Annotated in this window: 15 protein-coding genes; all 15 read left to right on the forward strand. The window is 69.6% G+C overall.

Translation table 11 applies throughout. From position 1 onward, the window contains the following. Positions 1-107 precede the first annotated feature (107 nt). The 15 genes from ACZ6MA_RS30450 (at position 108) to ACZ6MA_RS30520 (ending at position 13,343) form a co-directional block, all read left to right on the forward strand. A complete protein-coding gene (locus ACZ6MA_RS30450) occupies positions 108-1,082 on the forward strand; it encodes a peptidoglycan-binding domain-containing protein (RefSeq protein ID WP_469437711.1) in 975 nt (324 codons plus the stop codon). Between the two features lie 257 nt (positions 1,083-1,339). After that, positions 1,340-1,597: a hypothetical protein gene (locus ACZ6MA_RS30455; RefSeq protein ID WP_469437713.1), complete on the forward strand. Its 258-nt coding sequence runs from the start codon at positions 1,340-1,342 to the stop codon at positions 1,595-1,597. Further along, positions 1,594-1,974, forward strand: coding sequence for a PIN domain-containing protein (locus ACZ6MA_RS30460; RefSeq protein ID WP_469437715.1), 381 nt, complete (start codon positions 1,594-1,596; stop codon positions 1,972-1,974). Before ACZ6MA_RS30455 ends, ACZ6MA_RS30460 begins: the two co-directional genes overlap by 4 nt. A 269-nt stretch (positions 1,975-2,243) precedes the next feature. Beyond that, a complete protein-coding gene (locus ACZ6MA_RS30465; RefSeq protein WP_469437716.1) occupies positions 2,244-2,651 on the forward strand; it encodes a hypothetical protein in 408 nt (135 codons plus the stop codon). Positions 2,652-2,756: 105 nt separating this feature from the next. Then, complete coding sequence (locus ACZ6MA_RS30470) at positions 2,757-3,332, forward strand: phage tail tube protein (protein ID WP_469437718.1); 576 nt, start codon at positions 2,757-2,759, stop codon at positions 3,330-3,332. 114 nt (positions 3,333-3,446) lie between these two features. Further along, positions 3,447-3,737, forward strand: coding sequence for a hypothetical protein (locus tag ACZ6MA_RS30475; protein ID WP_469437719.1), 291 nt, complete (start codon positions 3,447-3,449; stop codon positions 3,735-3,737). A gap of 65 nt (positions 3,738-3,802) precedes the next feature. Beyond that, positions 3,803-4,153 (forward strand): hypothetical protein, encoded by a 351-nt coding sequence (locus tag ACZ6MA_RS30480; RefSeq protein WP_469437721.1) that lies wholly within the window; start codon positions 3,803-3,805, stop codon positions 4,151-4,153. Between the two features lie 605 nt (positions 4,154-4,758). Further along, the gene (locus tag ACZ6MA_RS30485; protein ID WP_469437723.1) at positions 4,759-5,529 is read left to right on the forward strand and encodes a hypothetical protein; all 771 of its coding nucleotides are present in this window, start codon (positions 4,759-4,761) and stop codon (positions 5,527-5,529) included. Between the two features lie 20 nt (positions 5,530-5,549). After that, positions 5,550-6,623, forward strand: coding sequence for a phage tail protein (locus ACZ6MA_RS30490; RefSeq protein WP_469437725.1), 1,074 nt, complete (start codon positions 5,550-5,552; stop codon positions 6,621-6,623). Between the two features lie 42 nt (positions 6,624-6,665). Next, positions 6,666-7,844 (forward strand): phage tail family protein, encoded by a 1,179-nt coding sequence (locus ACZ6MA_RS30495; RefSeq protein ID WP_469437727.1) that lies wholly within the window; start codon positions 6,666-6,668, stop codon positions 7,842-7,844. A 49-nt stretch (positions 7,845-7,893) separates the two neighbouring features. Beyond that, complete coding sequence (locus tag ACZ6MA_RS30500; RefSeq protein ID WP_469437728.1) at positions 7,894-8,820, forward strand: phage distal tail protein; 927 nt, start codon at positions 7,894-7,896, stop codon at positions 8,818-8,820. A 59-nt stretch (positions 8,821-8,879) separates the two neighbouring features. Beyond that, positions 8,880-9,998: a hypothetical protein gene (locus ACZ6MA_RS30505; protein WP_469437729.1), complete on the forward strand. Its 1,119-nt coding sequence runs from the start codon at positions 8,880-8,882 to the stop codon at positions 9,996-9,998. After that, positions 9,995-11,113 (forward strand): hypothetical protein, encoded by a 1,119-nt coding sequence (locus ACZ6MA_RS30510; protein WP_469437731.1) that lies wholly within the window; start codon positions 9,995-9,997, stop codon positions 11,111-11,113. The genes ACZ6MA_RS30505 and ACZ6MA_RS30510 overlap by 4 nt, the downstream gene beginning before the upstream one ends. Beyond that, on the forward strand, positions 11,114-11,824 hold the full coding sequence (locus ACZ6MA_RS30515) for a hypothetical protein (RefSeq protein WP_469437732.1): 711 nt from the start codon (positions 11,114-11,116) through the stop codon (positions 11,822-11,824). It begins immediately after the preceding gene. A gap of 37 nt (positions 11,825-11,861) precedes the next feature. After that, complete coding sequence (locus ACZ6MA_RS30520) at positions 11,862-13,343, forward strand: phage tail protein (protein ID WP_469437734.1); 1,482 nt, start codon at positions 11,862-11,864, stop codon at positions 13,341-13,343. Positions 13,344-13,346 lie beyond the last annotated feature (3 nt).

The raw sequence follows: 13,346 nt of genomic DNA on the forward strand, positions 1-13,346 counted from the left end.
GTGTTATGCCCGGCAGAAAAGGCCGTCGAAGCGCTTTGTCGCAGGTCAGGCCTGTGCAGAACGGAATCCGGTCTGCATAATCGCTGCCATTCGACGGAGGGACGACAGTGACGGCACAGCGCTGCCCTGACTGCGGTACGGAACGGGGCGCGGACGGCGGCCCCGGCTGCGGGTGCGCGCCGCGCGCGGACGACGGCGCGGACTCCGGCGCCGTGACCGGGGGCTTCGATCCGCTGCGGATCCGGCCGTACGTCGCGCGGCCGGAGGCCGCCCCGTACGAGGACGGTCCTCGCACGGCACCTGTCGCCGCACCGGCCGTGGGCGTCGCGCCGGATCACGGGTCCGGGGCCGCCCCGGAGGACCTGGGCCTGTTCGCCCACCCCGTCACCCCCGTCACCGGCGAGACGGGGCCGCGGCGCGCCGACAGCCCGCGCGGCCGCCGACGCGGCCGGAAGCGCCCGGTGGCCGCGGTGGCCGGGACGGCGGTGGCGGTGGTCGCCGTCTGCGGTGGTCTGCTCGCCGTCAGCCTGTTCGGTGGCGTCAACGACGGCGACCGAGCCCGCCCCGACGACCTCGCGGGCGGCCCCACGGCGACCGCACCGACCGGGGACGCGACCGGCGGCCCGGCGCCGTCTGGCTCCGCCGCCACAACGACCGCGAAGGCATCGGCCTCCGCGTCACCGTCGGCGGGCAAGAGCGCCGGCGCGAGGACGAGCGCGTCACCCTCGGCCTCGGGAGCCCACCCGGCGTCGGCGAAGACGCCCGTCCGCGCCGACGCCTCGGCCCGTGTCACGACACCGCCCGGTTCCACCGCACGCACCGCTCCGCCGTCGGGCGACACGGCGGGCACGCTGAAGCAGGGCATGCGGGGCCCGGAGGTCCTGGAGATGCAGCAGCGACTGAACGAGGAGGGCGGCTGGCTCCTGGATCCGGACGTCGTCCGGGAGGACGGTCACTACAGCGGCGAGGACAGCCACGCGGTGGCGGACTTCCAACGGGCCAACGACATCAAGGGCGACCCCGCGGGCGTCTACGGCCCGAACACGCGCCGCGCGCTGGAAGCGACGACCAGCGAGCCGTGACCCCGGCGGCTGCCGGGCCGGGCAGTGGTACGGCTCGGCCGGACCGGTACGGCACTCAGACACCGAGCCCCAGCCCACCGCACTTCTTTTCCCATCGGGCCTCAGTGGACGACAGCCGCGATTCCGAACGTTCAGCGTCATGGCGCCAGAAATAACGGCACGCATCAAGACCAAAGCGGAGGCCGGAGACACCGCCCAGCCTGGACGGGTACGGGTGCGTACCCGTACCCTGGAGTCGCCAGCGGAAGGAGTTCACCATGCCCGATGCCAACATCCGCATCCCCACGGACGCGCGCGACCGGCTCGCCGAGATAGCTGCCGCCGAAGGTTTGTCCCTGCGGGCCTACCTCGCCCGGCTCGCCGACAACCTCCTCACCCCGGCGGAGCGTGCCGAGCGGGCTGAGCAGGCGCGCGCCGCCCTGCGGGAATGGAACGGCTACGACCCCACCGACGCCGAGCAGGCGGACCTGGACGCCGAACTCGACATGCGCCTAGCCAAGGCAGTCGCCCGGTGACCGACAGTCTGCACATCATCCTGGACGACACCGCGATGACCGCCGCAGGACGCGGCAACATCCTGGCGTCCCGCCTGATCCACCGCGCGCACGCGGCGCCAGGCTGGTATCTGTACGCGCCGGTGTGCGCCCTGGTGGAGGCCGACCGATCCCACCGCGGCACGGCCGAGCACATCGCCGCCCTCCCCGGGATCACCGTCCTCGACCTAGACTTGCCGGCCGCCCTCGCTCTCGCGCGCGACACCGCCTGGGCCGCCTCACACACCCTCTACTCGGCTCAGCCGACCCTCGACCGCCCGGACGGTGCGGTCGTCGCCACCACCGAGCCCGACCGATGGAAAGGGCAGTCGGTGCGTGTACTCGACCTCGCCCCCTGAGCCCTCCTGATTGCGGGCTCGAAACTTCTAGTTGCGCGCCCGCGCGACCTCGTTCACAATAAGTGCAGCGGCGGAGCTGCGCCCACAACAGGGCGGCGGCTACCGCCGCTTCGCGTTGGGCGGCCGGTACGTACGGGCCGCGAGGGCAGCCCGCTCTCCCTACCGCACCCGCTCCCCACCGCGCCGTGCCGCACGCGCCGGGCGCCCAACGCACACGCCGTCCGCTCTCGCGGTCGGCGTCGGGAGCGTCTCTCGAAAGGAGACCGCATGTGAATGAGGCACTGCTCTCGTTCCCCAATGTGGAACGCCTCATCGTCGACAACCTGAAGTACCGGCCGGAACTGGCCGGGGTGGTGGTCGACAACCGTCCGCCCAACGACTTCGACGGTACGCAGAAGGCCGTGCTGGTCTCCCGGACCGGCGGCGCCTGGGTCGACGATCTCCATCTCGACCAGCCTCTCGTCGAGTTGGAGGTCTACGGACCGGACAAGACGACGGCACACACCGTGTCGCTGTCCGTCCGCGCCGCGCTCCTCCAGCTCCGCGGCGTCGTCTACGGCACCGCGGTCGTCACCGACGTCGTCGAGACCGAGGCCGTGCGCTGGCTGCCGGACTACAACCGGCCCGCCGGCAATCGCTACCTCACCACGGTGCGGTTCTCACTCCGTCCGGCCTGACCGGACCGAGTACCCGCGCCTTCCCCACAGGCCCTGCCGCACTCCGGCGGTGCCTTTGTCGTACCCCGCACCACCTCACACATCACTCTCATCAAGGAGAACCCCATGCCCGGTATGAACCCGAGCGAGATCCGCGTTGCCGGCACCGGCCGCATCCTCGTCGCCAAGGTCGGCACGGACGCCCCCCTCGACACCACCACCGAGTGGAGCCCGGCCTGGCACGACCTGGGCTACACCAGCACCGACGGTGTGAAGTTCGGCCGTAAGGGCAAGACCGCCAACATCGACACCTGGCAGTCGCTGACCCCGGCCCGCACGATCTACACCGAGCGTGAGCTGACCCTGAAGTTCGGCATGCTCCAGCTCAACGAGGACACCCTGCCGTTCTTCTTCGGTGGTGGCGACGTCGCCGAGACCGCCCCGAACTCGGGCATCTACAAGTACGAGATCCAGAGCGACCAGGGCGAGGACGAGCGCGCCCTGGGTCTGGAGTTCACCGACGGCGCGGACGTCCGCTACCGGTTCGTCGTGCCGCGCGGTCTGGTCACGGTCAGCGATGACATGGACCTCAACCGCAAGGGCGCGGTCAAGCTGGGTGTCACCTTCACGGCGATGGCCTCGAAGGCCGGCGCCCCGCTGGCGACCTGGCTGATGAAGGACAAGGCGTTCGCGGCCAAGTAAGGCCTCGTTGAGCCTCTCCTCTCGCGCCACCTGAACAGGGCTGCCGCCCCGCGCCTTCCCCGGTGCGGGGCGGCAGCCCCTCTCTCCACTTCTCTTCACCCAAGGAGCAGCAACATGTCCGGATTCGACGTCAACGCGGCCCGTGCCCAGCGCATGGAGGCCCACGGCAAGGCGTGGTCCTTCCAGCTCGACGGCGACACCTTCGAACTCCCCACCGAGATCGGCCACCGCACGGCACGTGCTCTGCGCGACCTCGACGACAACGACGTCGACGGGCTGCTGGGGCTGCTGCTGGGTGAGAAGCAGTTCAAGCTCTTCCTGGAGCACGACGTGACGATGCAGGACATCGCCGCGATCCTGGAGGCGTACGGCAAGGAGACCGGGCTCGGCCTGGGGGAAGACTGAGCCTCGACGCGTTCGTAGAAGAACACGCCGAGGCTCTCGAAGCCGATCTGCTGCGGCATTACGGCGTGGACTTGCTGGACTGGCACCGGGGGTCGCTGTCGACGCGACGGCTCTCGGTGCTGGTCAAGCACATGCCACGGGATAGTGCCGTGAATCGTGACTTGCACGGGGAAGCCGTGGAGTGGGATGCCTCGACGCATTTGCTTGCGGCGGCGGTTGATCACCTGGCGGTGGCCAACTGGATGACAGGCACGCTCAACAGCGACGAAGAAGCCGAACCGCTGGACTATCCGGAGCCGGTGCCCAGGCCGGGCCTCGATTCGTCTGAACCAGATGACGACGAGCCCGCCGGGGATCCCTTGGGCGAACGGGTCCATAACCCGAGCCCTAGCGATCTATCCGCCTTCTTCGCATAGTGGCCTGCGGCGCCCCGCCTGTTTCCCTGATTTCCAGGCTTCGCGCGTGCAAGGCGGGCCGGAACTACATTTGTCCCGCGAAATGCGAGGCAACGGCCACACATATGACGGCGACAATGGTAGCGACAGCGAGGACCCCCCAGGCCCAGGACGGCACCGTCATCTCTTGCCGCATGCGCGAACGCCAAGGCTTTCCCTCCTCGTAGAGGACCTCAACGCTGTCCCCGGCGAAAACCTCCGGTATGTCAACCGGGTCCCCCCGCTTGACCCACTTCTGCCCGGCTTCTTTGTCCACGTACTCGTAGCAACAGAACAGGGTCCCTTCGGGGTTCTCATATCCCGTGCACGTACCCATCACCGCGACACCATGACGCCGCAGGCGATAGCGCACATAGAAGGGGCGTCCGGCGAATCCGAGGAGAGCGGCCGGGGCAACAAGGAGCAGGGCGACTATAAACCACACAAAATGTCCCAAACCGAGCATAATGAAGCGGACAAAACATCTTCCGCCATTCTATCCAGAGCAGTGATCACTTCACAAGACACTCCGGACAAATGGCCTGCGCATTCTGATCTCGATTTGACGGACAGGCATGGAGGAGAATATGGCCGACCCAAACAGCGGCGGACCTTCCGGGACTCTGCACGTAGCAGGTGTACCGACTTGGTTCAATGAGGACGAGTACATAGAGACCAAGCGGGTCGCCTATGGGGCGATGCACTCGGCCACTGCACTCAAGGCAGACCTCACCGCGGCCAAGGGCGAGCTCGCAGCCATTGCGATCGGAATGAGCCTGTTTAAGTTCGACTACACCTTCCTCAAGATTGATGAGAAGGGGGTTCATTACCGAGGCAAACAGCTTTACGCGACCAAGAGTTCGGATGCCAAGAAGCATTTCGAGGCCAAAATAAATCGCCAACAGAGGAGATTCGCCCAGAAGCTCGGCAAGGCGGAGCGGCGAATGGCCAAGCTCGAGACCGCCACCGCCAGGAAAAGCACGGCAGGAGATAGAGCCGAGTCGGCACGGAATGCTGCGGGCGCAGCCAAGGACAGATGGAGGCGAACCAAGGCGCCCGGATCCCTCAGTGAGATGCTCAGGCTGGAGCAGGAAGCCAAGAGGGCGGAAAAGGGGGTCGAAAAGGCGACACGACGGCTGCGTATGCACAAGGTGTATACGGAGAGTGCATTTAAGAGTGCACTCAAGGCCAATAGCGAAGCGAAGAAAACCGAGATAACACTGGCCAAGTTGAAGAAGGCAGCCAGCGAGGCGGATAAGGTAAAGAAAGACGTGGGAACCAACTATAAGCAAGTGCAGGGAAATTTGAACGGCCTCGCCAGGAGCGTAAGGGCCGTCCGCACCGAACTGGGTGGATAACTAGGCGGATTGGGTAAAACATGTCACTGGTCCAATCCCTCACCAGAGCCTCCGGCGCAGCCCGAGGTTTCAAAACCAGCCTAGACGGCGCCGGCCGCTCCGCCGGAACCCTCGGCAAGCAAGCCGGCACCGCCCATACCAACGTCGGCAGGATAAAGAACTCCGCCAAGCAGTCCACCCGCGAACTCAAGGGCATGAAGACCGCCGCCGACCAGGCCGCCAAGTCGGTCGCCAAGGTCGGCAAGGAGGCCGGCAAGGGCGGCCAGTCCATGGGGAAGTTCCAGGGCGGGCTCAAGAAGGCCGACGGTGGGTTCAAGGGGCTCAACAAGTCCATGAAGGGCAACGTCATCGGGATGTTGCTCGAACTCTTCGCACCGCTCATCGAGAAGGTCGTCACCATGGCGTCCAAGTCGAAGGCGATGCAGAAGATCATGAAGGTGGCGTTCGACGTCATCGGCAAGGTCGTCTCGTCCGTCATGAAGGCCATCGGGCCCCTCATGCGGACCACCGGCAAGATCATCTCCAGTGTGTGGAACGGCATCAAGGCCGCGATCCTGCCCATCGCCCTGTGGATCGGCTCCGCCATCCCCGGGGCGTTCAACACCGTCAAGGACGCGCTCTCCAGCGCCTGGGGCGGGCTGTCCCGGTTCGCGGGCGGGGTGTTCGACGGGATCATGTCGGCGGTGAAGTCCCCGCTCAACGGGGTGATCAGCCTGATCAACAGCGCCATCGGCGCGCTGAACGGGATCAAGGTCTCGATCCCCGGCTGGGTGCCTCTCGTCGGGGGGAAGACCTTCGGCGTCAGCATTCCGCGGATCCCGATGCTCGCCGAGGGCGGCATCGTCGCCCCGCGCAGCGGCGGCGTGCCCGCGATCGTCGCGGAGGCCGGTGAGTCCGAGGCGGTCATGCCGCTGTCGAAGCTCGACCGGCTGCTGACCCGTACCGCCGTGCAGTCCCGCCTCGCCTCCGCCGGAGCGCTCGGGAGCCGGGGCAACGGCGACGGGTTCCACATCGAGAACTACTACGCCACGTCGTCCAGCGACCCGCAGGACACGGCCAGGGCGCTGATGTTCCTCGCCAAGGCCCGCGGATGAGAGACCTGATGTCCCCCACGCCAGAGGGGAGGGAAGCCCGCCATGGCAGCGGCCACAGCGCTCGCCCGAGCCCCCGGAAACCCACTCGCCAACTCCGCCGGAGCCTTCCGTAACTTCGGCACCGCGCTCGCCCAGGCCGCCCGCGCCGTCCGGACGAGCCAGACCGGCATCCGCAACGCCGCCCGCGCCGCCGACCGCATCAAGTCCTCCACCGGCCAGGCCGGCAAGGACCTCAAGCAGTTCGGCACCGGGGCCACCGCCGCCGGCCGCGCCGCCACCGCGCTCGGCAAGCAGGCGACCACCGCCAATACCGGCATCCTGAAGTCGCGGACCGGCACCCAGCAGGCCAACCGGCTGCTGAAGAACATCAAGCGGCAGTCGGACGGCGCCGGCAAGTCCATCGCCCTGCAGGGCAAGGGCGCGGGCGTCATCGGGCGCATCACCGGTGTCCTCGGCGGCAAGCTCAACATCGCGTCCAAGATCATGACGGCCGTCAACCTGGTCATGAAGACCAACCCGTTCGTCCTGGTCCTCACGCTGCTCGCCCCGTTCGCCGAGCAGCTCATCGAGTTCGCGCTGGAGTCGGAACTCGGGCAGCAGCTCATGGAGACGGTCTTCAGTGCCGTCGGGACGTTGATCGAGTCGGCCATGACCGTCGTCATCCCGGTGATCTCGGCGTATCTGACGGTGGTGACCGGGTTCTGGAAGGGCGTGAGCAACGCCGTCAAGCCCGTCGTCAAGTGGGTCACCAAGTCCGTCCCCGACGGGTTCCACAAGGTCAACTCCGCGATGGAGAAGGCCCTGCACGGCATGGGGGACTTCCTCCAGACCGGATTCCAGATGGTCGTCGGCGTCGTCAAGGGCCCCCTCAACGGGCTCATCGCCTTCGCCAACTGGGTGATCGACGGCCTCAACAGCCTCAGCTTCAGCCTGTTCGGCAAGAAGTTCGGGGTGCATCTGTCGAAGATCCCGATGCTCGCCCAGGGCGGCGTGGTCACCCCCCGCGACGGTGGTGTGCCCGTGATCCTCGCCGAGGCCGGCGAGGCCGAGGCCGTTCTGCCGCTCTCCGCCCTCGACCGGATGCTCGCGCGTACGGCGGAGGCGGCCCGGGCCACGGGCGCTCCCCGGCGGGCGGCACGCATCGAGAACTACTACGAGCCCGAGCACCGCGGCGCTCACGGCATCGCCGAGGACCTGCTGTTCCTGGCGCACACGACGTAGCGCACACGACGCCCACGACGTACACGAGAAGGTGAGGGCCACCCCACCCATGCCCCCGACACAAATGAACACCGCCACCGCACCCCCCGGCTCACTGATCACCCGTGATGGGCAGATCCAGTGGGCCGGACTGCTTTTCGGCCCCGGCACCGACTACGAGATCGCCGACAGCGGCCTCACCGGCTGGGCCGACCTGCCCGGCCTCGACAGCGGCGACGTCCTGCGCCCCGACCAGCACGGCGCCTGGCCGGGCTCGCAGTGGTCGCAGGCCCGTACCGTGACCGCGCCCATCTGGCTGCTGCCCGACCACCCGTCCCGGGCGGCGGCCGTCGCCGCGCAGTTCCGGGCCGCCACCGCCGTGCACGGCGGCGAGCAGTGGCTCGCCGTGCGGCTGCACGGCGAGACCCTCGCCTGCCGGGCCCGGGTCAGCCAGCGGGCCATCCCCCAGGACCGGATGTTCGTCACCCACGGCGCCGCGAAGGCGACCGTGCAGTGGGTCTGCGCCGATCCCCGCCGCTTCGCCGTCGACGAGCAGACCGAACAGACCGGGCTGCCCACCCCCGAGCGGGGCCTGTCCTGGGACCAGGAGCGGGGCCTGAACTGGCCGCTGAACTGGGGAGACATCAACTCCACCGGCATGGTCACCGCCCTCAACGGCGGCGATGCCCCGGCGAACCCCGTGATCGAGTTCCGCGGCCCGGTGCGCCGCCCGTCCCTGACCCGGCTCAGTGACGGCCTGCGGATCGAATACGACATCCGGCTGGCCGCCTCCGACGTGCTGACGATCGACACCAGCGCGGGCACGGTCACGCTCAACGCGTCCGCCTCCCGCATCCACACCGCCACCCCCTGGTCGACGCCCGAGCAGCTCTTCCAACTGGAGCCCGGATCAACGGCGTTGGCGTTCCGGGCCGCGCCCGGGGTGGTCGACCCCGGCGCCTCGGTGACCGTCACCTGGCGCAACGCGCACTGGTAGGCCCCGCCGCGCCCCGACGCCGCGCCCCCGCACCATCCGCACACCACCTGGAGAACGGTATGAACATCCGCAGTGCTTGGCTGCTCAACTCCACCGACGCCGACGGCGGCCAGACCCGGGTCGACACCCGGCTCGCCCCGCTCGGCACCATGACCCCGAACGGCGTCCTGTCCTCGCGCGACGGGGTGATCCCCGGTTCGGCCGGCGGCACCGAGGCCATCTCCGGCCTGCGTGTCTTCGGTGACACCGCGGGCATGAGCGCCAAGGTGGCCCCCGGCCGCGCGATCGTGCAGAGCACCGAGGTCGCCGGCGCCTACCCCGTCTTCACCACCGAGCACACCAGCATCACCTTCGCGGACGGCGACCCGGGCTACCCCCGCGTCGACCTCGTGGTGCTGCGCGTGTACGACGCCCAGCAGGACTCCTCCAACCAGACCACCGCGGTCGTCGAGATCGTCCAGGGCGTACCGGCGGCCAACCCCGTCGCGCCCAAGACGCCGCTCGGTTCGCTGGCGCTGGCCGAGGTGACGGTGGCCAAGGCCGCCTCGTCCGGAACCGGCGGCATCAACTGGGCCACCGCCGTGAAGGACCGGCGCCGGGCGACCGTCGCGGTCGGCGGCATCATCCCGCTCGGCTGGGGCCTGGGCTTCGACGGCGCCTACCCCGGCCAGTACCGCGACACCGGTGCGGGCCTGGAGCGCTGGGACGGCCAGAAGTGGATGCCCTACCCGCAGCGCCCGTCCTGGCAGGACTACACGCCGGTCTGGAAGGCGACGCAGGGCCCGCAGGTGAACCTGGGCAACGGCTCCGTGTCCGGCCGCTACATCCAGGACGGCCCCATCGTCCACTTCCGCGCCGAGCTGACCATCGGCACCACGACCACGTGGGGCGGCCCCGGCAGCAACGGCAACTGGTACCTCAGCCTCCCGGTCCGTCCGGTCGCCAAGCCGGTCCACACGGTCAACTTCCGGGCCCGCATCGGCGGCGAGGCCAACGGCTACTTCCACGGCGGCGCCGAGATCAGCGCCTCGTACGAGGAGAAGGGCATCGCCCGCAACTGGTCCGCCGTGCAGGCCTCCGGCAAGCCCACCGGCTTCTGGGTCGACGGTGACGACCCGATGCCGCCCGTCGCCAAGAACTGGTACGAGGTGTACGGCACCTACGAGGCCGCCGTATGACGCGGACGACGCCGTCGGCGGACGTCACCTACCGCGCCCTGTTCTGCGATCTCCGTACCGACCGGGTCATCGACTCCCTGCCCCTCACCGAGGTCGAGTTCGACGACTTCATCGGCAAGCCCGGGCAGTTGCGCGCCACGGTCCCGCTCCCCGACACGGCCCTCGCGCAGCGGGCCCGCGCGGCGCTCCAGCCCGGCCGCACCGCGGTCTGGCTGGAGCGCGGCTCCGACATCTGGTGGGGCGGCATCCTGTGGACGTGCACCCCGTCGGGGGACGAGCGGGGCCGGCTGGACGTACAGATCCAGGCGGGCACCTTCGACTCCTACCTCGACCACCGCATCCTGGGCCGGGACCGGAGCTTCTCGACCGTCGACCAGTTCGAGATCGTCCGCGCCCTCGTCCGGCACGTGCAGTCACAGCCGGGCGGCGACATCGGCATCACCTACGGGGACGACTTCTCCGGCGTGGTGTGGAACCTCCGTTATGCCTACACGGACCTGGCCCGGGTACGGGAGCTGATCGACCAACTGGCCGCCATGCAGGACGGGTTCGAGTGGCGCATCCAGTGCTACCGCGACCCCGAGACGGGTGCGCGGGTCAAGAAGCTCCAGCTCGGCCACCCGAAGATCACGACCGGTGACGCGGACATCGTCCTCGACCGGCCCGGCCAGGTCCTCACCTACAGCCTGCCGGCCGACTCGACCGTGCAGGCCAACGTGTGGGTCGCCCGGGGCGAGACCGCCAACCGCAACCAGGCCTCCGACTCGCTCCCGGAGACGTCGGCGCCCGCCGTCTCCACCGAGGACCTCGACGCGGGCTGGCCGCGCCTGGAGAGCACCTCGGACCACAGCGGGATCTCGGACAAGGCGGTCCTGGACGGCGCGGCGCGGGCCGAGCTGGCCCGCGCCCGCAGGCCGCAGATCATCCCCGAGGTGACCATCCGCGTGGACGGCCGCATCACCCCCGCGCTCATCGGCGCGTCCGTGCGGCTGCGCATCCGCGACGGGTGGCACGTGGACGGCCCGGACCTGCGCTACCGCGTCGTCGGGCTGACCGTCACCCCGCCCGCGCGCGGCAAGAGCGAGACCGCGAAGCTCTATCTGGAAGAGGCATAGATGGCCGCGATCCCCACCGATCTCCTCGACCGCATCCGCTCCCTGGAGCGGCAGGTACGGGCGCTCATGGGCAGTGCGAACACCCGGCCCGCCATGGACCGCGTCAGCGGCGGCAACGTCGTCATCAGCGACGGCGGCCAGCTCGCCGTCCGCAACCGCGACGAGCAGAAGGGCGCGGAACTCCTCTACATCGGCCAGGTCTCCCCCGCCCGCCCCGACGGTGAGCAGCAGGGCTTCTTCGTCCGCCGCGACGACGGTTCGAAGGCGCTGACCGTGCACGCCGAGGCCCCCGACCTCCAGCCGAGCCAGTCGGTGAAGGTCTTCGACCGCAAGGGCAACGCCCTCTTCGCGGACGACACCACGGGAGAGGGGCTCGCCCGCCCGTACATCCCGTACCCGACGCCCACGCCGGAGAGCACCGCCCACTGGGAGTCCACCGGCTCCACCGAGTGGACGACGCTCTACAGCGCCGAAGCCATCGCCCAGCACCCGAACGTCTACTGCCGCCTCGCCGCCACGGCCGGCGGCGAGGTCCGGCTGCTGGCCAACGACCTCCAGGTCGGCCCGGCCGGCCCGGGGCCGCTGGAGTTCACGGCGCCCGTCGGGGTCCCGTTCGACAGCCGCGTGACCTTCAAGGTCCAGGCCCGCGCGACCACCGCCGGGAGCGCCGTCTCGTGCAGCCCGCGCGCGCTGTACGGCGTCCAGTCCTGACCGCCACCGCCTCCTCAACACACCAGGAGCCACCCACGTGTTGCCCAACAACATCCCCACGGTGACCGTCACCGCCCGCTACCTCACCCCGGACGGTCTCGCCCTCACCGGCAACGTCATCTTCCAGACGCCCACCTTGCTGACGCACACCGGCAGCGACGTCATCCTCGGCGGCCCGATCGTCGCCCCGCTGGACGCGGACGGCCGGATCAAGGCCGTCCTGCCCGCCACGGACGCGCCGGGCATGAACCCGGTCAAGTGGCAGTACACCGTCACCGAGCAGCTGTCCGGGCTGCCGGTGAACCGCACGTACAACATCGTGCTCCCGGCCGCCCAGCCGACCGTCGACCTCGCCGACATCGCCCCGGTCAACCCCGAGGCCCCCGAGTACGTCGCCGTCCCCGGGCCGCCCGGCCCGGCCGGTGCGCCCGGCCCGGCGGGCCCGGCGGGGGCACCGGGCCTCGTCCGGTCCGTCAACGGCAAGAGCACGGCCGACATCACCCTCGCGGCCGCCGACGTCAAGGCCGTCCCGGCCGAGTCGGTCGGTGCGGCGAACGGCGTGGCGGGCCTGGACGCGACCGGCAAGGTCCCGGCCGCCCAGCTGCCGCCGGGGGCGGTCGCCCCGGTGTCGTCCGTCAACGGCAAGAAGGGCGCGGTCGCCCTGACCGCCGCCGATGTGGGCGCGCTCGACCAGGCGGCGGGTGACCTGCGGTACGTGCGGCCGGGCGACGCGCCGGTCCAGTCGGTGAACGACCGGAAGGGCAAGGTCGTCCTGACCGCCGGTGACATCGGCGCCGTGCCGGCGGACACCGCGGTGCTGCTGACCGGCTCGCAGGCGGTCGACGGCAGCAAGACGTTCATGACGCCGCCCCTCTCGCTCGGCACGCCGACCAACGCCGGTCATCTGGTCCGGAAGGACTATGTGGACGCGCTCTCCACGCCCGGCACATGGGGCCCGGGCGACCTCGGCTTCAAGGCGTGGACGTTCGACCCGGCCACCGCGTCGATGTCGACGTCCACCGCGAAGGAACAGTCACCGCAGTACTGCTCGACCGGCAACGTGTACCTCATGGGCGTCGTGATCCGTACGCCCACGCAGATCAACAAGCTGGCGTTCTACGTCCACGGCTACGTGGGCAACACGCTCAGCAACGCGTCGTACGCGGGTCTGTACAACGCCGAGGGCACCCGGGTGGCCGTGACCCCGTCCCTGAAGGACATCTTCCCGGCGGTACACGAGGGCGCCACCGTCGCGTTCCCGCTCACCGCGCCGTACGTCGCCCAGCCCGGGACCTACTGGGTCGCCTTCGTGTTCAACGGCCCGACCGCCAAGACGGACGGCCCCGGCTTCGCCGTCGGTTCGAACTTCGGCCTGCGCCCGTCCTGCGCCGCCCGGATGCCCGGCTTCTTCCTGCGGCACGGCCGCCTCCCCGCGACCGGCCAGACCTCGCTGCCCGCCTCCTTCACCCCGTCGTCCGTCATCGACGACGCCAACGCCATCTGGGCGGCCGTCGCCTAGGGC

It is taken from the genome of Streptomyces sp. NPDC042259, assembly GCF_055582085.1.

What these genes read in the sequence shown, in the direction of transcription:
- ACZ6MA_RS30455 (WP_469437713.1), top strand. Translation starts at nt 1,340, where the DNA reads ATGCCCGATGCCAACATCCGCATCCCCACGGACGCGCGCGACCGGCTC.
- ACZ6MA_RS30470 (WP_469437718.1), top strand. Translation starts at nt 2,757, where the DNA reads ATGCCCGGTATGAACCCGAGCGAGATCCGCGTTGCCGGCACCGGCCGC.
- ACZ6MA_RS30475 (WP_469437719.1), top strand. Translation starts at nt 3,447, where the DNA reads ATGTCCGGATTCGACGTCAACGCGGCCCGTGCCCAGCGCATGGAGGCC.
- ACZ6MA_RS30485 (WP_469437723.1), top strand. Translation starts at nt 4,759, where the DNA reads ATGGCCGACCCAAACAGCGGCGGACCTTCCGGGACTCTGCACGTAGCA.
- ACZ6MA_RS30490 (WP_469437725.1), top strand. Translation starts at nt 5,550, where the DNA reads ATGTCACTGGTCCAATCCCTCACCAGAGCCTCCGGCGCAGCCCGAGGT.
- ACZ6MA_RS30495 (WP_469437727.1), top strand. Translation starts at nt 6,666, where the DNA reads ATGGCAGCGGCCACAGCGCTCGCCCGAGCCCCCGGAAACCCACTCGCC.
- ACZ6MA_RS30500 (WP_469437728.1), top strand. Translation starts at nt 7,894, where the DNA reads ATGCCCCCGACACAAATGAACACCGCCACCGCACCCCCCGGCTCACTG.
- ACZ6MA_RS30505 (WP_469437729.1), top strand. Translation starts at nt 8,880, where the DNA reads ATGAACATCCGCAGTGCTTGGCTGCTCAACTCCACCGACGCCGACGGC.
- ACZ6MA_RS30510 (WP_469437731.1), top strand. Translation starts at nt 9,995, where the DNA reads ATGACGCGGACGACGCCGTCGGCGGACGTCACCTACCGCGCCCTGTTC.
- ACZ6MA_RS30515 (WP_469437732.1), top strand. Translation starts at nt 11,114, where the DNA reads ATGGCCGCGATCCCCACCGATCTCCTCGACCGCATCCGCTCCCTGGAG.